The 17,827-nt window shown below is 67.7% G+C and carries 13 protein-coding genes and 1 pseudogene; 11 read left to right on the top strand and 3 right to left on the bottom strand.

The genetic code is table 11. The annotated features are described in order from the left end of the window. Positions 1 to 584: 584 nt before the first annotated feature. From QM572_RS16425 to QM572_RS16400, 6 genes are all read left to right on the top strand, one after another. A complete protein-coding gene (locus tag QM572_RS16425; RefSeq protein ID WP_415095047.1) occupies positions 585 to 1,937 on the top strand; it encodes an NAD-dependent succinate-semialdehyde dehydrogenase in 1,353 nt (450 codons plus the stop codon). 13 nt (positions 1,938 to 1,950) lie between these two features. Beyond that, complete coding sequence (locus QM572_RS16420) at positions 1,951 to 3,066, top strand: Zn-dependent alcohol dehydrogenase (RefSeq protein ID WP_415095045.1); 1,116 nt, start codon at positions 1,951 to 1,953, stop codon at positions 3,064 to 3,066. A 27-nt stretch (positions 3,067 to 3,093) separates the two neighbouring features. Further along, positions 3,094 to 4,752: a long-chain fatty acid--CoA ligase gene (locus tag QM572_RS16415; protein WP_415095043.1), complete on the top strand. Its 1,659-nt coding sequence runs from the start codon at positions 3,094 to 3,096 to the stop codon at positions 4,750 to 4,752. 34 nt (positions 4,753 to 4,786) lie between these two features. Next, entirely contained in the window at positions 4,787 to 6,043 is a 1,257-nt protein-coding gene (locus tag QM572_RS16410; RefSeq protein WP_415095041.1) for an aspartate aminotransferase family protein, read from the top strand. Positions 6,044 to 6,197: 154 nt separating this feature from the next. Continuing rightward, the gene (locus tag QM572_RS16405) at positions 6,198 to 6,743 is read left to right on the top strand and encodes a TetR/AcrR family transcriptional regulator (protein ID WP_415095039.1); all 546 of its coding nucleotides are present in this window, start codon (positions 6,198 to 6,200) and stop codon (positions 6,741 to 6,743) included. Between the two features lie 163 nt (positions 6,744 to 6,906). Further along, on the top strand, positions 6,907 to 8,142 hold the full coding sequence (locus QM572_RS16400) for an MFS transporter (RefSeq protein WP_415095037.1): 1,236 nt from the start codon (positions 6,907 to 6,909) through the stop codon (positions 8,140 to 8,142). A gap of 21 nt (positions 8,143 to 8,163) precedes the next feature. On the opposite strand, the gene QM572_RS16395 is transcribed toward QM572_RS16400, so the two are convergent. From QM572_RS16395 to QM572_RS16385, 3 genes are all read right to left on the bottom strand, one after another. Further along, positions 8,164 to 9,399 (bottom strand): PucR family transcriptional regulator, encoded by a 1,236-nt coding sequence (locus QM572_RS16395; protein ID WP_415095035.1) that lies wholly within the window; start codon positions 9,397 to 9,399, stop codon positions 8,164 to 8,166. A gap of 75 nt (positions 9,400 to 9,474) precedes the next feature. After that, positions 9,475 to 10,401 (bottom strand): alpha/beta fold hydrolase, encoded by a 927-nt coding sequence (locus tag QM572_RS16390; RefSeq protein ID WP_415095033.1) that lies wholly within the window; start codon positions 10,399 to 10,401, stop codon positions 9,475 to 9,477. Positions 10,402 to 10,405: 4 nt separating this feature from the next. Beyond that, the gene (locus tag QM572_RS16385) at positions 10,406 to 11,923 is read right to left on the bottom strand and encodes a flavin-containing monooxygenase (RefSeq protein ID WP_415095031.1); all 1,518 of its coding nucleotides are present in this window, start codon (positions 11,921 to 11,923) and stop codon (positions 10,406 to 10,408) included. Between the two features lie 247 nt (positions 11,924 to 12,170). Between QM572_RS16385 and QM572_RS16380 the strand changes: the two genes are divergently transcribed. The 5 genes and pseudogenes from QM572_RS16380 to QM572_RS16360 form a co-directional block, all read left to right on the top strand. Further along, the gene (locus QM572_RS16380) at positions 12,171 to 12,863 is read left to right on the top strand and encodes a hypothetical protein (protein WP_415095029.1); all 693 of its coding nucleotides are present in this window, start codon (positions 12,171 to 12,173) and stop codon (positions 12,861 to 12,863) included. Beyond that, on the top strand, positions 12,860 to 14,242 hold the full coding sequence (locus QM572_RS16375) for a flavin monoamine oxidase family protein (RefSeq protein WP_415095027.1): 1,383 nt from the start codon (positions 12,860 to 12,862) through the stop codon (positions 14,240 to 14,242). Before QM572_RS16380 ends, QM572_RS16375 begins: the two co-directional genes overlap by 4 nt. Next, positions 14,239 to 15,615, top strand: coding sequence for an NAD(P)/FAD-dependent oxidoreductase (locus QM572_RS16370; protein WP_415095025.1), 1,377 nt, complete (start codon positions 14,239 to 14,241; stop codon positions 15,613 to 15,615). The genes QM572_RS16375 and QM572_RS16370 overlap by 4 nt, the downstream gene beginning before the upstream one ends. A gap of 73 nt (positions 15,616 to 15,688) precedes the next feature. Next, positions 15,689 to 17,638 (top strand): MFS transporter, encoded by a 1,950-nt coding sequence (locus tag QM572_RS16365; RefSeq protein ID WP_415095023.1) that lies wholly within the window; start codon positions 15,689 to 15,691, stop codon positions 17,636 to 17,638. Beyond that, a pseudogene (locus QM572_RS16360) lies at positions 17,635 to 17,817 on the top strand (hypothetical protein); the annotation flags it as partial. The gene QM572_RS16365 and the pseudogene QM572_RS16360, both read left to right, overlap by 4 nt. Positions 17,818 to 17,827: the final 10 nt, after the last annotated feature.

Here is a 17,827-nt window from a genome sequence, read left to right as displayed (position 1 = left end):
CTCCCGCACTGGTGGCCGTCGTACGGGCGCTGCCCGGGCCGTGACCCAGGGCGGCGTAGGCCCCGCCGGCGCCGACGAGGCCGAGGGCGGCGGCCGCGGAGGCGACCTGGATGGTGGTCCGGCGATTCATGGGCGACTCCTCGAGGCACAGGCGATCGGCAGCCGACGCTGTCGAGGTCTCCTGGGCGTTCTCTGAGAAAGCCCTCGCAGCTCCCTTCGAGTAGGTGGCGACTGGAAAAGCTGTCTCCAGTACGTCCCCAGTAGTGAGGCCACCATCGAGGCGTGGCCCCGGCGGCGGCGAGCAGGACCCACGACGACGAAGCAGCGCACGGTCCTTGTTCCGTCATCTGTTCTGTGCAGCGTGCACCTGGCCGGGACAAAGGAGGTGCGGCCTGCCCTAGTCGGGCGCCGACCTCGGCGGCCACTGTTGAGTCATCAGTCGCAGCGCCAAGGAGTTTGGCGGTGGTGGTCGTCGGGTCGATCACCCACCCGGTCCGAGCGGAGACCGTCGAGCGACACCGCCCACGATCCGTTCGCCCATGTGCTGACTGCACGTGAGCGCTGCCCGCCCACAGGAGCCAGTGATGCACAACCAGACGTACGCCGTGACCGACCCGGCCACGGGCCAGACCGCTCGGGAGTTTCCGATCGCGACCTCTGAGACCGTCGAGGCAGCGCTGGCCGCCGTATCGGAGGCGTATCGGTCGTGGTCGATCGCCTCCACCGTTGCCGAGAGGGCCGACCTCCTGCGCCGCGTCGCGGACCTTCACGATGCCCGCAGTGCCGAGCTCGCGGAGATCATCCATCGAGAGATGGGGAAGCCCCTGGCCGACGCGGTGGGCGAGGTCGAGTTCTGCGCCGCGATCTACCGGTACTACGCGGACAACGCCGAGACGTTCCTCGCCGACGAGTCGATCGAGTTGCTCGACGGGGGCGGCCATGCGCTTGTCCGCCGACAGCCGATCGGCCCACTCCTGGGCGTGATGCCCTGGAACTACCCGTACTACCAGGTGGCACGCTTCGCCGCTCCGAACCTGGCGCTGGGCAACACGATCGTGCTCAAGCACGCCCCGCAGTGCCCTGAGTCCGCCGCTGCGCTGGAGCAGCTCTTCGCCGACGCGGGCTTCCCCGCAGGCGCGTACGTCAACGTGTACGCCACCAACGAGCAGGTCGCGGACATCATTGCCGACACCCGCATCCAGGCGGTGTCGTTCACCGGCTCTGAGCGCGCCGGATCGGTGATCGCCGAGACCGCGGGCCGCCATCTCAAGAAGGTCGTCCTCGAGCTCGGCGGGTCCGACCCGTTCATCGTCCTTTCCACGGACGATCTCGACGCCACGGTGGAAGCTGCGCTCGGCGCGCGGTTGGAGAACGCAGGGCAGGCCTGCAACGCCGGTAAGAGGTTCATCGTCGCCGATGACCTGTACGAGCCGTTCGTCGAGAAGTTCACCCGAGGTGTGCTGGCTGCCGCGGACAGCCTCGCCCCGCTCTCCTCCAGCGCCGCCGCAGAACGCCTGGACGAGCAGGTGCGGCGTGCGGTCGCCGACGGCGCGACGCTGGTGACCGAGGGTGACCGCAAAGGTGCGTACTTCCCGCCCGGCGTCCTCTCGGACCTCTCGCCGACGGCCGCCTCGGCCCGCGAGGAGCTGTTCGGTCCCGTGGCGACGGTCTACCGCGTCTCCTCCGAGGACGAGGCCGTCGACCTGGCGAACGACACGGCGTTCGGCCTCGGCTCCTACGTCTTCACCACCGACCCCGAGCAGGCCATCCGCGTCGCGGACAGGATCGAGGCCGGCATGGTCTACGTGAACGGCGTCGGCATGGACGGCGTGGAACTGCCCTTCGGCGGCATCAAGCGGTCCGGGTTCGGCCGCGAGCTCGGCCGGTACGGCATCGAGGAGTTCGCCAACAAGAAGCTCATCCGCGTCGCCAACTGAGAGGCCACAGACCATGACCATCGAATTCAAGGCCGCCGTCTTCCGGACGCCGAACGAGCCGATGACGATCGAGACCGTCTCGATTCCGTCCACCCCTCCGCCTGGCGACGTGCTCGTCAGGATGAAGGCCAGCGGGCTGTGCCACAGCGATCTCCACGTGGTGGTCGGCGAGTGGGAGGTCCCGACCCCGATGATCCTCGGGCACGAGGGCGCCGGCGTCATCGAGGCGGTCGGTGAGGGAGTGACCGGCGTCGCCGTCGGCGACCACGTCGTCATCTCGTGGACGCCCCCGTGTCGGCGCTGTCGCTACTGCGTGAGCGGCCGACCGGTGCTGTGCGACAAAGTCGCCGAGCACTCCGCCAACCACCTGTCCTTCGACGGCAAGACCCGCATCACCACCGCCGAAGGCGAAGAGGTCTACAGCTTCGCCGGCACCGGCACCTTCGGCGAGTACGCGATGCTGCCCGAGTCAGGCGTCGTCCCCGTGCGCCAGGACGCCCCGTTCGAGCAGGCATCCCTGGTCGGCTGCGCCGTCACCACCGGCGTCGGCGCGGCGATCAACACTGCGAACGTCCGCCCGGATGAGACCGTGCTGGTCCTCGGGTGTGGCGGCGTCGGCCTCAACGCGATCCAGGGCGCCCGCCTCGTAGGCGCCCGCAAGATCATCGCGGTCGACCTGTCCGACACGCGCCTGGAGCAGGCGCGTCATTTCGGCGCGACCGATGTCGTCAACACCTCGACGGAGGACCTCGCCGAGCGGGTCGTCGAGCTCACGGACGGCCGCGGCGTCGAGGTCGCCATCGAGGCGATCGGCCTGCCTGCGACCATCGAGGCGGCGTACGCCTCGCTCGCCCGGGGTGGTCGCGCGATCGTCGCGGGACAGGTTCCCGACGGCCTCACCATCACGATCGACCCCTTTGTGATGTCTGACTCGGAGTTGAAGCTGATCGGTTCGAACTACGGGTCGAGCCGACCGGCGATCGACTTCCCCCAGCTCGTCGACCACTACCTGCACGGTCGGATCGACCTCGACGCACTCGTCACGCGGGTGATCGCGTTGGAGGAGATCAACGACGGCTACGACGAGATGAAGCGCGGCATCGGGATCCGCTCGGTCATCCGATTCTGACGCCCGTACGACGTCTTTGGAGCGTTCGTGTTCAGCACCATGCAGGACGAGCCACTGTCGCTCGCCCATCTTCTCGATCACGCGGGGGAGGCCTACCACGCCTCGACCATGTCGACCTGGACCGGAACCGAGACTCGTCGAGCCACGTACGCAGACCTCGTGGGGCGCGCCGCACGGGTGGCGAACGCGCTCGTCTCCCTGGGGGTCGGGCGGTTCGACCGGGTCGCGACCTTCATGTGGAACAACAACGAGCACATGGAGATCTACACCGCCGTGCCGGCGATGGGTGCCGTCCTGCATGCGCTGAACATCCGGCTCTCCGCAGGACAGCTGACCTTCATCGCCAACCACGCCGAGGACCACGTCGTCTTCGTCGACGGCTCCCTGCTGGCCACCCTCGAGGCCGTGCTTCCGCAGATGCGGACCGTTCGGCACGTCGTTGTGGTCAACGGCGACGCCTCGTCGTTCGCAGCCCCTCCCGGCGTCGCTGTCCACGACTACGAGGAGCTGCTCGCCGCACAGGCCGCGACGTACGACTTTCCTGTCTTGGACGAGCGTGCGCCGGCGGCGATGTGCTACACCTCCGGCACGACGGGCGACCCGAAGGGCGTGGTGTACTCGCACCGCTCGCTGTATCTCCACGCCCTCCAGGTGACCACCCCGAGCGGGTTCGGCATCTCGACCGCGGACTCCTGCCTCGCGATCGTGCCGATGTTCCACGTGAACTCCTGGAGCCTGCCGTTCGCCGCACTGGTGTCCGGCGCGTCGCTGCTGCTGCCCGACCAGTACCTCCAAGCCGAGCCGCTCCTGGCCTTCATGGCAGCCGAACGCCCGACCCGTGCCGCGGCGGTGCCGGCGGTGTGGAACGGGATCCTGACGCAGCTCGAGCGCCATCCGCAGGACATCAGCCACCTGAGGACGGCCGTCGTCGGCGGTGCGGCAGTGCCGCCGGCCTTGATGGAGGCCTTCGAGGAGCGGCACGGCGTCACCATCGTCCAAGCGTGGGGCATGACGGAGACATCGTCGCTGGGCACGGTCGCGTACGCGCCGGCGGGCATCGATGCGGACGCCGCGATGGCGTACCGCGTCACCCAGGGCCAGTTCCCGAGTTTGGTCCGGCACCGTCTCGTGGACGAGGACGGACACACGGTGCCGCACGACGGCATCTCCTTGGGTGAGGTGCAGGTCCGCGGCCCGTGGGTCACCGGCTCGTACTACTCACCGCAGGGTCCCGTGGCCGAGCCCGGCAGCTTCGATGACGGCTGGCTCCGGACCGGTGACGTCGGCCGGATCACCCGCGATGGCTATCTGACCCTCGTCGATCGCGCCAAGGACATCATCAAGTCGGGCGGCGAGTGGATCTCCTCGGTGGAGATGGAGAACGACGTCATGGCCCACCCCGATGTCGTCGAGGCCGCGGTCTTCGCGGTGCCGGACCCGAGGTGGGACGAGCGTCCGTGCGTCGCCGTGGTCCTGCGCGAGGGCGTCACCCCCGATCCCGAGGGCCTCAGGGCGCACCTCGCTCGACGATGGGCCAGGTGGCAACTTCCTGCCCAGTGGACCTTCGTCGCCGAGGTGCCCAAGACGAGCGTCGGCAAGTTCGACAAGAAGGTCCTCCGATCGCGGCACGCCGACGGCCGGCTCGACATCGTCCACACCCAAGGAATCCAGGTCGCGGATCGCTGAGCGACCGCGTGCATCTCGCAGAAGGAGAGTCCTCATGTCCCTCACGTCGTCCCGGTCGGCGTTCGAACGCGCTCAGCGCAGCATCGGTGGGGGAGTCGGGTCCGGCTTGCGCGCCTCCATGCAGCCGCACCCGGTCTTCGTGCGGGAGGCCCGGGGAGCGTACGTCTGGGACCTCGACGGTGATCGCTACGTCGACTACGTGATGGCATGGGGACCGATGGTCCTGGGCCACAGCGACCCTCGGATCGTCGAGGCCGTTCGGGAGGTCGCGACTCGGATGCAGGTCGTCGGCACCGGCCACGAGCTCGAGTATCTCGCCGCCGAGGCGGTGCTGGAGGCGGTGCCGCACGGGGAGCGCCTGCTCTGGAGCAACACCGGCACCGAGGCCGTCCAGGTCGCGCTCCGGCTGGCTCGTGCAGCGACCGGCCGGCGCCGCGTGCTCAAGTTCGCGAGGAGCTATCACGGCTGGCACGACTCCGTGTACGCCGGCCTCGTCGAGTCCGACAGCGGCCTCCCGGCGACGGTCGCCAGCAAGGGCCAGTCGGCCACGGCCCTCGACGACCTCGTGGTGTCGCGGTTCAACGACGTCACCATGGCCGAGCGGCTGCTCGCCGAGGCGGCGGAGAGGGACATCGCGGCCGTGCTCGTCGACCCGATCCTCAGCAACGGAGGGGTCGAGGCTCCCGCCCCCGACTTCCTTCCCACACTGCGCGCTCTCTGCGATCGATTCGGAGTGGTCCTTGTCTTCGACGAGGTGATCGCGGGGTTCCGGATCGCGCGCGGCGGCTCGGCCGAGCGATTCGGGGTGCGGCCGGACCTGTCGGTCTTCGGCAAGGCGATGGCCGGCGGGTTCACGCAGAGCGCCGTCGTCGGTCGGGCCGAGCTCGTCGACCAGGTCACCTCCGGCGTCGTCCACGCCGGGACGTTCAACTCCAACCCCGTCGCCCTCGCTGCGGTCGAGGCGACCATGCGCACGCTCGCCGAGCCCGGACTCTACGACGCGCTCGAGAGGACGTCCGAGCACTTCGAGGAGCGCATCGGCGCCGTGCTCGCCACGGAGCCGGGCCGCGGCAGCCTGAACCGGGTGGGGTCCCTGCTCCAATACGTCCCCGACGGGGGCGGCACCGGACTGCACGGCACCGGTGGTCTGTGGGATCGCATCCTCGGCGGGATGGCAGAGCGTGGCTTCCTCTTCATGCCGTCGGGGAAGGTCTTCCTCTCGGTAGCCCACACCGTCGACGATGTGGACGCGACGGCGTCGGCGCTGGCGCGTGTGCTTTCTTCCACCTGACCGACCTGACCGACCTGACCGGCCAGATCGGGTGCCCAGGCTGCCGAAGGCAGGATGATAGCGTCCGACTTGTTCGTATGATCAAGTCAGCCGAGGGGGCATCGTGGCTCGCGTTCCGGCGCAGATCCGACGTCAGCAGTTCATCCACGCCGCCGTGGCGGTGATCGCCCGGGAGGGTGTCGACGGTGCTACCACCAGACGCATCGCCGAAGAGGCGGGAGCGCCACTCGCGACTCTGCACTACGCGTTTCAAACGAAGGAGAATCTGCTCTGGGCGGTCTTCGAGGAGCTGGGCGAGCAGTTGCGAGCTGACTTCGCGAGTGTCGAGCAGCCCGGCCAGGACCTCGCCGGGGAGGCACGTCAGCTTCTCCTGTCGACGGTCGGGTGGGGACTGCGAAACAGGGACCACTCACGAGCTCAGATCGAGATCTGGCTGTGGGCCGAGCGCAACGACGCAGCGCTAGCGGCGCGCGCGTACGAGAAGTTCGTCAGCGAATGGAAGGCCGTCTTCCGCGGCGCGCGCGCCACGATCGCCGACGACGCGGAGTTGGAGTCCTTCGCCCGCGTCTTCACGGCCATCATCGACGGATTGACGATGCAGATGATGACCGAGCCTGATCCTGAAGCCGTCAGCCGCCGCGCCGAGATGGCCGCGGACATGATCGAGGCGTACCTCCGACGCCGCAAGCGCAAGGCGTAGCACGTCAGGCCCCGGAGAGTGACGGCGATGACGAGCCGCGTCACTGTCGGCCGTACGACACCGTGCACAGCGGCGTCCGAATCGGGGTGCAGCGTGTCGTATCCGCGCTGATGAGCGTCTTGCGACGATCCGGTGACATCGATCACACGCGGAGGAACGTGCCATGGCGGCGTACGAGTTGCAGGACGGCGGACGGCAGGCGGGCCGTTCCATCCCACTGGACCGGGAGGAGCGGAGCCGGTGGTCGGTCATCGTCGCCTACGGCCTGCTCGCGGCGGCCACGCAGACCCTCCTGGTCAACTACGCGGCGGTGACCCACGACGCGGCGCATCACTTCGGAGTGTCGATCAGCGCGATCGGGTGGCTCGCCGAGATCTTCGTCCTGGTCTACGTGATCTTGGCGATCCCCGCAGGTCTGGTCCTGGACCGCTACTTCCGGCCGGGACTCATCGCCGGCGCCGCTCTCACCGCGGGAGGCGCTTTCCTGAGGCTCGGGGGCGACAGCTACTCGTGGGCCCTCATCGGGCAGGTCGTGGCCGCCGTCGGACAGCCGTTCGTCCTCAACGGCATCACGGGACTCGTGGTCGTCTATCTCGTCAAGAAGGACCGCACGACCGGTATCGCCGCAGCGTCCGCGGCGACGTTCTTCGGCATGGTGGTCGGGTTCGCCGCCGGCGCGGCGCTGCCGGGTGCCCACAACGTTCGCACGTTGACTCTCGTCACTGCACTGATCGCGCTGGCCGCGGCCGCCTACCTCATCGTCGCGCTGGCGATGGTGCGACCGCTCGCGACCTCGATGGAGGAGATGCCGACCACGGGCGGGTTGCGGTCCTTCCGTGCCGCGTGGGGCAACCCGCACCTTCGACGCCTCTGCGTGGTCGTCGTCATTCCGATGGGCACCTTCATCGCCCTCACGACGTACGCCCAGCCGCTCCTCGAGCCGGCCGGGGTCTCGGAGGCCACCGCGGGCATCATCCTGGCGCTCACCACGATCGCCGGTGTCATCGGTTGCGCGGTCGTTCCGGTGTGGGCGGAGAAGAGGGACCGCGAGCTCAACGTCATCGCGGTCGGCATCACCGTCACCGCCATCGCCTGTCTGGTCCTGGCTGTGATCCCGGGCGTCGCGACCGGGTATCTGATGATGTTGGCGATCGGTATGGCGTTGCTCCCCGCCCTGCCCATCGTCCTGGCACTCACCGAACGGCATGCCCCTGACGCCGAGGGCACAGCGGCGGGGCTCATCTGGCTGGCGGGTAACCTCGGAGGAGTTGTCGTCACCACCATCGTCGGGATCTTGGTCCACCACTCGGCGACTGCGTTCATCGTGCTCGCCGGAGTGACCGCTCTCGTGCTTCCCGCGCTTCGCTGGTACGGGCGGTTGGAGCAGCGTCAGCCGTAGGCATGAGCGCTGCCCTGGTAGTCAGGCCGTAGCGCCAACGCCCAGGTGCGGAGCTACCTCGAGGACCAGCAGCGCCGCCGCTACATGGGCGGGGTTGTCCTCGACCTTCACCGTCGAGAGCTCGTTCGCCCGTGTGACCCGGCGCTCGACGGTGTTGCGGTGGGCGTAGAGCGTTGCGGCCGCGCGGGTGGTGTTGAAGCCACACTGGACGTAGGTCAGCAGGGTCTGCTGAAGCGCCGGGTCAGCCGCCGCCAAGGGGCCGAGAGTGTTGGTGATGAACTGTGTCGCGCTCGCTCGGTCCTTGGTCAGCGTGTCGATGAGCTCCACGTCGGCGTACGCCGTGAAGCGCCGGTCCGACTCGAGCCGGACGATCATGGCCTGTGCGGCTAGAGCATCGTGATGACTCGCCCGGAACCCCTCGAGTCCGTGGCCAGCCCGGCCGACCGTTGCCTTGACGCCCGTGATCGCTCGCAATGCCTTCGCCACGGGCCGCGGATCAGGAGCGTCGGATCCTGACTGCCAGAGCCAGCGCGAGGTTGTGCTTGCGCGAGCGACGAGCGGGCTCGTCGCACCTGAGATCGAACGAACCTCGGCAACTGCGCGGTCGAGGCAGTCGACCTGCTCTGGGCCATCGACCCAGAGGATCAAGGCCCGGTGCCAGCGCGCGAGGCGATAGTTGAGCCGGGCCTCGGCGACGTCCGGGTGGACGGTGGCACCGCCGGCAATCGTCTGGATCATCGCGATCGCGGACGAATCCGCGTCTTTCATGGCGTCGCCAAGGGTGATCTCGCTCGCCGTCACGATCCAGTCGATGGCGTACTGCGCCATGGACTGGGCAATCACGTCGAGCACCTCTTCGAGCACCGCCGGCTCACTGCACTGGTCCAGGCACTCTCGCAGCCAGCCGCGCCATGCCACGGGGACGGCCGCTCGCCAGCCGCCGGCGAAGTCGGGAGCGAGACCACGCGAGGCGAGGTCCCTGATGTAGGACGTCGTCCTGCTTCCAAAGTCAGGCAGGACCCGCCGGCCCGGCTTGTGGATGTTGGCGGTGAGCCACTGGATCAACGCGCTGCGGTTGATGTGACGCTCTTCGGAGCTCAACGTGGCGTCGGCGAGCAGCGCGGGGGCGTTCTGCCCGGTCAGAGAAGGGCCGGTCACCGCCTCAGCCAAGCCTTCGACCTCGGCCAAGAGACTCTGGCTGACCGAACGTATGAGCTCCGCGGACCTCGCTCCGGGTTCGGGCCACAGTTCGTCCATGGCGGCAATTCTGCCGCTGAACACGTGACGAGTGGGAGTGAAAGCAGAGTCCCGATGACGCAAGGAATGTCCGGATCAGCAGATCTCGACGATGGGGCCGCTGCTGCCGACGCGATCGGCATGTCCCACGATGTAGCGCGTGATCGGGTCGACCAGGCCTTCGGGGATGTGGTGACCCATGCCCGAGATGACGACGTGCTGTGCGGACGGGATCGCTTTGGCAGTCGCGAGGCCGCCGGTCGGTGAGACCAGGAGATCCCGATCGCCATGGATCACCAGGGTGGGCGCCGTGATGCGACCGAGTTGGGCGGTGCGGTCCCCAGAGCGCTGGATCGCTTCGATCTGGCGGGCCACTCCTGCAGGAGCGTCCCCTGCTGCGCGGTCCCAGCCACGAGCCGCGATCGCCGCCTCCTCGGCGTCGTCGATGGGGTATCCCGTCCCAGCGACGTGCTGGGTCAGGCGCAAGTGCGAACGCACCGCATCTGTCCTCGTCTTGGGGTCAGGCGTGAGGACGAGGATACGAATCGTGGACTTCGCCGGCTGCCCGATCTTGGGCGCTCCGGTGGTCGAATACAACGAGGTCAACGACAGCACGCGCTGGGGTGCCGTGGCGGCGATGGTCTGGGCGATCATGCCGCCCATCGATCGCCCGACGAGATGAGCCTGCTCGACGCCCAGGTGGTCGAGGACTCCGACACAGTCCTGTGCCATGTCGGCCAAGCTGTAGGCATCGCGGCGCGGTCGAGCGAAGACCTGCCGCCAGATAGCCGGAGGTGGCGTCGTCGAGAACGTCGATTGACCGACGTCGCGGTTGTCCATCGTGACAACGCGGTAGCCGGACGACGTCAACGCTCGAACGAATGAGTCACCCCAGAACGTCTGATCCTCGCCGAGCCCGGCAACCAGCAGGATCGCGGGGTCCGTAGCCTTGCCGTGATCGCGAAAGCAGATCCGGATCCCCGATGGGAGTTGCGCGAAGTGGTTCGCAGAGTCGGTGGACATGGGATCAGACATCGGCCGTGCTCCGCTTCGCCTTGGATGCGGTGCCGAACTTGAGATGCTCGTCGAAGACCGGTCCGCGCAGAGCCTTGGCGTCCTCCTGATAGGACAGCGCCATCCGCCACGGAGCCGAGACGCCCTGCTTCGGCAGGTGCTTCGCCCCACGCCGGGCGTAGCCGGACTGAAGGTCCATCACCGGACGCGACTCCATGCCGGCCTCGGCCACGGGGACAGCCTCGATGTAGCCGTGGGCGTCCATGTGCTTCATCAGATCGATGAAGTAGCGGCACATCAAGCTGACCTTGAGGGTCCACGAGGAGGTGGTGTATCCGATGGCCATCGCCCAGTTCGGGATGCCGCTCAGCAGCATTCCTCGGTAGGCGTAGGACTGGGTGATGTCCGTCGGCTTGCCGTCGACCACGATCTCCATGCCGCCGAAGAGCCGCATGTTGAGGCCGGTCGCGGTCACGATGATGTCGGCGTCCAGCTCCTGGCCTGACTCGAGCAGGATGCCAGTCGGGGTGAAGCGCACGATCTTGTCGGTCACGACGTCGGCCTTGCCGTCCTTGATGACGTCGAAGAAGTCGCCGTCGGGGGCCAGGCACAGGCGCTGGTCCCAGGGGTTGTACGGAGGGTTGAAGTGCTTGTCGACGTCATAGCCCTGGGGGAGGCGCTTGACGTTGTCAGCACGGATGAGGCGGCGGCCGGCCTTGGGGAAGCGCCGCAAGAACAGCACTTGGCCACGTTCCAGCCAGATGTTCTTGAGTCGGGTGGCGGCGTACCCGCGCTCGTCGCCGAGCAGCTTGGTCAGATGGAGCGCGACCCGGTCGACGCGAGGCATCGAGGCGATGTACGTCGGCGTTCGCTGCAGCATCGTCACGTGCGCGGCAGCTCCCGCACCCTTGAGCATCGCCGGCACCATCGTGACGGCGGTGGCACCACTTCCGATGATGACGACCTTCTTGCCCGCGTAGTCGAGGCCGTCGGGCCAGTGCTGCGGGTGCACGATCTGGCCGTCGAAGTCCTCACGGCCGGCGAACTCGGGGGTGTAGCCCTCCTCGTACTTGTAGTAGCCGGTCGCGGCGAACACCCAGGTGCTGCGGATCGTCGTGGTTCTGGCAGTCCCGGACGGGTCGGTGACCTCGACGGTCAGCGTCCACACCTTCTCCTCAGAGGACCACGCCGCCCTCAGGACCCGGTGTCGGTAGCGGATCTGGTCTGCGAAGCCGTTCTCCTCGGTGGTCTCACGGAGGTAGTCCTTGATGAGGTGGGCGTCCGCGATGGCGTGCTCGTGGCGCCATGGCTTGAACTCGTAGCCGAAGGTGTGCAGGTCGGAGTCGGAGCGGATGCCCGGGTAGCGGAACAGGTCCCAGGTGCCGCCGAGGGCCTCGCGTCCTTCGAGTATCGCGATGGACTTGCCGGGGAGCTCTCGGGTGAAGTACGTCGCCGCACCGATCCCGGATATTCCAGCGCCGATGATGACGATGTCGAGCTGCTCGACCGCCTCGGTTACCTCAGTTGTCACGACAGCCAACCCCTCATTCGATGCGATAGATGGCCCCACTCTGGTCGCCTATGACGGCGGTCACAACGACATCGCGCACCCCCATTGCGATCGCTCAGGTGCATCGTGCACCGACTTCCCCGGCGTGCTCGGCGAGGTGCCCGGAGTGCGTTGACACCGAGTGGCGCGCACCACAAACTCGGCCAAATGGTCCAGTCAAGCGACCAGATCCAACGACCAAATGAACGGGAGTCGCACTGTGAAGGACGTGCTTTTTCTACTGTCCGACCTGTGGTTGATGGCGACCACCTGGATCTTCGGCTTCAAGATGCTGCGCTTCCGCAACCATCTGCTGTCGATCGAGTGGTTCGTGGTAGCCGTCTCGTCGACCAACTTCCTGGTGTGGTCGCTCCTGGGCGGCGACGAGAGCAGCCCGATGTACCACCTGGCGTACATCCTCGACGCCTTCTCCCGCTCCTTCGGGTTCACGCTCCTGCTGATCGTCGGCCTGCTCACCGTCACGGACGGCTACAAGCCGCCGCTTCGTGTGAAGCTCGGCATCGTCGGCCTGACCGCCGTCACGGCGGTCATCCTCGGGCCGATCCATGACGACACGCTCGTGCACGATCCCCTTCACATCACCATCGCGGCCTTCTACGTCGTCGCGAACCTGGTCACGACCCTCTTCCTGCTCTACTTCGCCAAGAAGGTCTGGGAGACCGGCGCCACCCGCCTTGCCGTTCTGACTGGCGTGGTCACGCTCGCCGCCACCTATGTCGCGGTCACCTACGACTTCTTCCCGTTCTCCTTCGACGACGAGTACCGGACGATCTTCTACACGATCGCCCTCACGGTCTGGGGCTGCCAGGCCATCACGTACTACTACGCCTACCGGGCGCTGCACGACCACCGTGTGGCGCGTGCCCCCCTGTCCGCTCGCACCGCGGCGGTGATGTCGTGAACGCGCCCACGAACGTCGACGTCGTGATCGTCGGTGCCGGCTTCGCTGGCCTCAGCGCTGCCCACGATCTCGTAGAGAAGGGCTACTCGGTGCGGGTGCTCGAGGGCCGTGACCGGGTGGGCGGCCGCGTCTTCACCGGAGAGGTGGCCGGGGTGAAGGTCGACTTCGGTGGCACGTGGGTGGCGAAGCAGCACACCGCGATCCGGGAACTTGCCGACCGGGTCGGGTGCACGCCTGTCCCGCAGTTCACCGAGGGCCGCTGCGTGTTGTGGCTCGCCGGCAAGCGGAGCACCTTCAACGGCACCATTCCCAAGCTCTCCCCGGTGGCCCTGGTGAACATGGCACGCATCCAGCTCGCCCTGGACAAGCTGGCGAAGACCATCGATGTCGACGCCCCGTGGGACTCCCCCCGCGCCGCGGAGCTCGATGCGATCTCCCTGGAGGAGTGGCTCGATCGCAAGCGGGCGCGGTGGACCACGCGCGCCATGATGACGATCGTCTCCAAGGTGGAGTGGGGGTGCCAGACCAGTGACGTCTCGCTGTTGCACGTGCTGCGCACCATCCGTGCCTTCGGCGGCTTCGACTTCATGATGGACGCTGAAGGCGGGATGCAGGAGTCCCGGTACAGCGAGACCACCCAGGAGATCGCGATCCGTTACGCCGCGCTCCTCGGCGACCGGGTGCACATCAGCGCCCCCGTACGCCGGATCACTCAGGACGCGGACGGCGTGGTCGCCCACACCGACTCCGACCAGATCGCGGCCAAGTACGCCATCGTCACCACGGCCACCGAGCACCGCGGCGGCATCGACTTCGAGCCCGCGCTCTCCGAGCTAGCTCAGGGACTCGTCAAGTCGTGGACCCTCGGCGCCCTCAGCAAGGCCTTCGTCGCCTATGACAAGCCCTTCTGGCGAGCCGAAGGGCTATCGGGGCAATCCTTGATCGACACCGGGTCGACCTTCGGCACCTTTGACGTCTCGCCGAGCCCTGACGGTCCCGGCGTCCTGATGGCGTTCTGCGACCCGCGTGTGTTCGACTCCCACGCTCCGGACGTCCGCAAGGCCCAGATCGTGAAACAGATCATCGACATCTTCGGCCCGCAAGCCGCCCAGCCGATCGACTACATCGACCAGTGCTGGAACACCGACTCGTTCGCGCCGGGCGCGCCGAACCCCGCCGTTGCCGCCTACGCGTCGACGCTATACGGCAGCGTCCTGGCCGAGCCCCATGGCCGCGTCCACTGGGCCGGCACGGAGACCGCGGGCGAGTGGACGGGCAGCATGAACGGCGCCGTGCTGTCGGGCCAGCGCGCTGCTGCTGACGTCGCGCAGCTCCTCCTGGCGCCCGCGAGCTACGACCGGAAGAAGGCACGCTCGTGAAGCAGGACATGACGGAGGTCGAGCTGCACACCTTCAGCGGCTGGATCGACCCTCCGACCGACCTCCAGCCGGCTGTCGCCGGCGAGGTCACCTGCGACGTCGCGGTGATCGGTGGAGGCGTGGGCGGCATGGGCACGACCATGCGCCTGGCCGAGCGCGGCCAGGACGTGGCGCTGATCGAGGCGGAGTTCCTGGGCTACGGCTCCAGCTCGCGCAATGGTGGCCACATCTCCGGCGCCCCGGGCGGCGACCTGCGGATGCTCAAGCTCTTCTATCCCAAGCAGATGAAGGGGATGGTGGTCTTGGCGGACCACGCTGCGGAGTACCTCCAGGGCAAGATCCGCGACCTCGACATCGACTGCGACTACGTCCCGAACGGCCTCGCCATGGTCGCCGTCTCGCCGATCCAGATGCTGCGCGTGAAGGCGTGCGCCGCGATCCTGCGGAGTGCGGGTGGTCGCGGGAAGGTGGGCACGGCCGAGGAGCTCGGCATTCCACGCGCCTTCATGGGCGGAATGATCGAGGGTGTCGGCGGCATGCTCAACCCCGGCAAGATGTGCCGCGGCCTCCGCGCCAACCTGATCGCCTCCTCGGCACGGGTGTACGAGCAGACCAAGGTCACCGATGTGAGGCGCCGCGACGACGGCAAGGTCGTCCTCACCACGCCGGGTGGCACCGTGGTCGCCGCCAAGGTGGTGCTCTCCACCAACGCCTATTCCGGCGAGTGGGACATCGTTCCCGAGCGTCTCTCGATTCCCGCCTACCTCATCGAGGCCGAGACCGAGCCGATCGACCCCAAGCGGATCGAGGCGCTCGGCTGGACCAGCCGCACCGGCGTGCTCAGCCAGCACCAGATCATGGAGCACTTCCGGGTCACCGAGCGCGGCACGATCGTGATCGGCGTGCGCCGGGTCCAGCGCGGCACCAGCTACCCGCTGCCCCAGGACAAGGCGCCGGATCCGGATCTGGTCAAGGAGCTCGAGCACGCGTTCCACACCCGCTTCCCGTCCCTCTCCGACGTCAGGGTGGCGCAGGCCTGGGGCGGCTGGATGGCGATCACGTCGTCCTGGATCTCGCTGGCCGGGAAGCTCCAGGACAACATCTGGTACTCCATCTGCTGCAACGGCCACGGTCTCGCCCAGGCGCCGTACATCGGGTCGCTCATCGCCGACAACGTCGTCGACGGCGCCATGCACGAGGACCTCGCGGGCATCTGGCTCGACGAGCCGAAGTTCCCGCCGTTCGTGCTGATGGGCAAGGCCGGGCTCCGCACCATCTGGGCGATCGACCGCTTCAACGACCTGTTCAACGGTCACAAGCGACGTGCCCGCCGCGCGGCCGAGGCGGCGAACGCCGCCCTCGCGAAGGCCTGACCGCGCCAGTTCGCCAGTTCGAAGCGTCACCCTTCTTGGCCCTCATCTCGGCACCTTCACAAGGAGATCCACCATGACTACGAACGCATCTGCGCTGGCTCCGGCCGCGGGCATTACCCGGCTCTGGCAGCGCGAGCTCCACCACTATCCGGCGCTCACCACGCGCTTGGTATGTCTGTCGATCGTCGTGTTGGCGACCGTCCTGTTCTACTACCAGTACTACGTGGCGAACAGCGTCAGCGCGAACCTGCTGGAAACCACGGGCATGTCCTTCATGGCGTGGGTCTGGGTCAACGTCATCTCGGTGCTGTTCAGCGCCGTGGCGTCGATGGCGGCCGGCATCACCGACAAGTACGGGCGCGCCAATCTGGTGACCGTCGGCGTCCTCGGCTGCGCCTTGGTGTGCATGTTCGGCGTCACCAGCGCTCACACGACCTTCTGGGTGGGCTTCTGGTTCGCCGTGCTGGGCGCGCTCGAAGGTGTGGTCCTCGTCGCCACGCCTGCCCTCGTCCGCGACTTCAGTCCCCAGCTCGGCCGTGCTTCGGCGATGGGGTTCTGGACCCTCGGTCCCGTCCTCGGCTCACTCGTGTCGACCGTGGTCGTCAGCAAGACGCCTCACCTCGAAGACTGGCAGGACCAGTATTGGATCGCCGGCGGCGCCGGTCTCGTCGTGTTCGTGATCGCGCTGCTGTGGCTGCGCGAGCTCTCCCCGGAGCTTCGCGATCAAGTGCTGGTCAGCGAGAAGGACCAGGCGCTCGTCGAGGCGCGAGCACGCGGGATCGACGTCGCCGCCGCGCTGAAGAACCCGGTGCGGCAGATGATGCGTCTGGACATCGTGGGGTCGGCCGTCGGCATCGGCCTCTTCTTCTTCATCTACTACGTCGCTGTCTCCTTCTTCACGCTGTTCCTTCAACTCGTCTTCGGCTACTCCGAGTCGCGTGCCAACTCACTGGCCAGCTGGATGTGGGCGTCGCAGGCGGTCGCGCTGGTCGTGGTCGGCGCGCTGTCGGACCGCTTCCGCGTGAGGAAGCCGTTCATGCTTGTGGGCGCCGTCGGCGCCGTCATCGCGACCATCGGCTTCATCCACGTCAGCAGCGACGTGACGAGCAGCTACACCTCCTTGGCCGTGTGGACGTCCGCCATGTCAGTCTTCCTCGGCATGGGCTTCGCTCCCTGGATGGCCAGCTACACCGAGACGATCGAGGATCACAACCCGGCGCTGGCCGCCACCGGCCTCTCCGTGTGGGGGCTCACTTTCCGCACGATCGCGGCTGGGGCGATCATCCTCGGTCCGACCGTGGTCACCACCGTGAACACGCTGATCAACGACGGGCCACAGGTTCAGGCTCTGGCGACCAAGTACAGCGCGGAGTTGGCCACCGCGGCGAAGCTGACGCCGAAGACCACGGCGGCGCTGACGGCGAACCCGGACGATCAGGCGGCACAAGTCACGGCCGTCAGCGAGATCTCGGGCAAGAGCGTGGACGTCGTCGGCAAGGTGCTCACCTTGGGCGCCACGTACCAGGACCAGCTCGCCACCGCGGCTGCGATCGACGCCAAGACCCAGGCCGCGCTCACCGCGAACCCGAACGGCGCCGACGCTCAGACGAAGGCGGTCGGCGAGATCGCCGCCGCGTTCAAGGTGTCCCCGGAGAAGGCGACCGAACAGCTCCTCGCCCTCACTGCAGTGCCTGCTCCCGACCTGGCCCTCCTCACGCAGGAGGGACCGGCCGTGGAGAAGGCCGGTGGCGAGTTGCAGGCCCTCGGAGCCGTCCCGGCCGCCGACATGACCTACCTCCAGGAGAAGGGTCCGGTGGTCCAGAAGGCCGTGGACGACGCCCCGAAGCAGTGGCGCAACTACTTCTGGATGGCTGTTGCGGGTGAGCTCCTGTTCATCCCGTTCATCTTCCTGATGGGTGGCTTCTGGAGCCCGCGCAAGGCGCGCAGGCACGCTGACGAGCACGCTCGACGCGTCACGGCTGAGCTCGCGGCGCTGCAGAGTCGGGGAGGAGAAGGAAGGTGACCATTCAGGCTGTCGTCGTAGGTCTCGGTGCTACCGGTCGGGCCATTGCCGCGTCGCTGTTGCAGCGCAATGACGTCGAGGTGGTCGGCGCTGCCGACCAGGATCCTCGGATCGTCGGCCAGGACCTCGGGGCCGTGCTCGGTGGCACCCCGATCGGCGTCCCGGTCACGGCCTCGACCGAGGACCTTC

Source organism: Nocardioides sp., assembly GCF_047607365.1.
GTDB lineage: Bacteria > Actinomycetota > Actinomycetes > Propionibacteriales > Nocardioidaceae > Nocardioides.
The sequence above is the reverse complement of the archived record's forward strand: the minus strand, read 5'-3'. Positions and strand labels throughout refer to the sequence as shown.

Excerpts from the sequence above, each read along its gene's own strand:
- QM572_RS16425 (WP_415095047.1), top strand. The coding sequence starts at position 585 with ATGCACAACCAGACGTACGCCGTGACCGACCCGGCCACGGGCCAGACC.
- QM572_RS16420 (WP_415095045.1), top strand. The coding sequence starts at position 1,951 with ATGACCATCGAATTCAAGGCCGCCGTCTTCCGGACGCCGAACGAGCCG.
- QM572_RS16410 (WP_415095041.1), top strand. The coding sequence starts at position 4,787 with ATGTCCCTCACGTCGTCCCGGTCGGCGTTCGAACGCGCTCAGCGCAGC.
- QM572_RS16400 (WP_415095037.1), top strand. The coding sequence starts at position 6,907 with ATGGCGGCGTACGAGTTGCAGGACGGCGGACGGCAGGCGGGCCGTTCC.
- QM572_RS16395 (WP_415095035.1), bottom strand. The coding sequence starts at position 9,399 with ATGGACGAACTGTGGCCCGAACCCGGAGCGAGGTCCGCGGAGCTCATA.
- QM572_RS16390 (WP_415095033.1), bottom strand. The coding sequence starts at position 10,401 with ATGTCCACCGACTCTGCGAACCACTTCGCGCAACTCCCATCGGGGATC.
- QM572_RS16365 (WP_415095023.1), top strand. The coding sequence starts at position 15,689 with ATGACTACGAACGCATCTGCGCTGGCTCCGGCCGCGGGCATTACCCGG.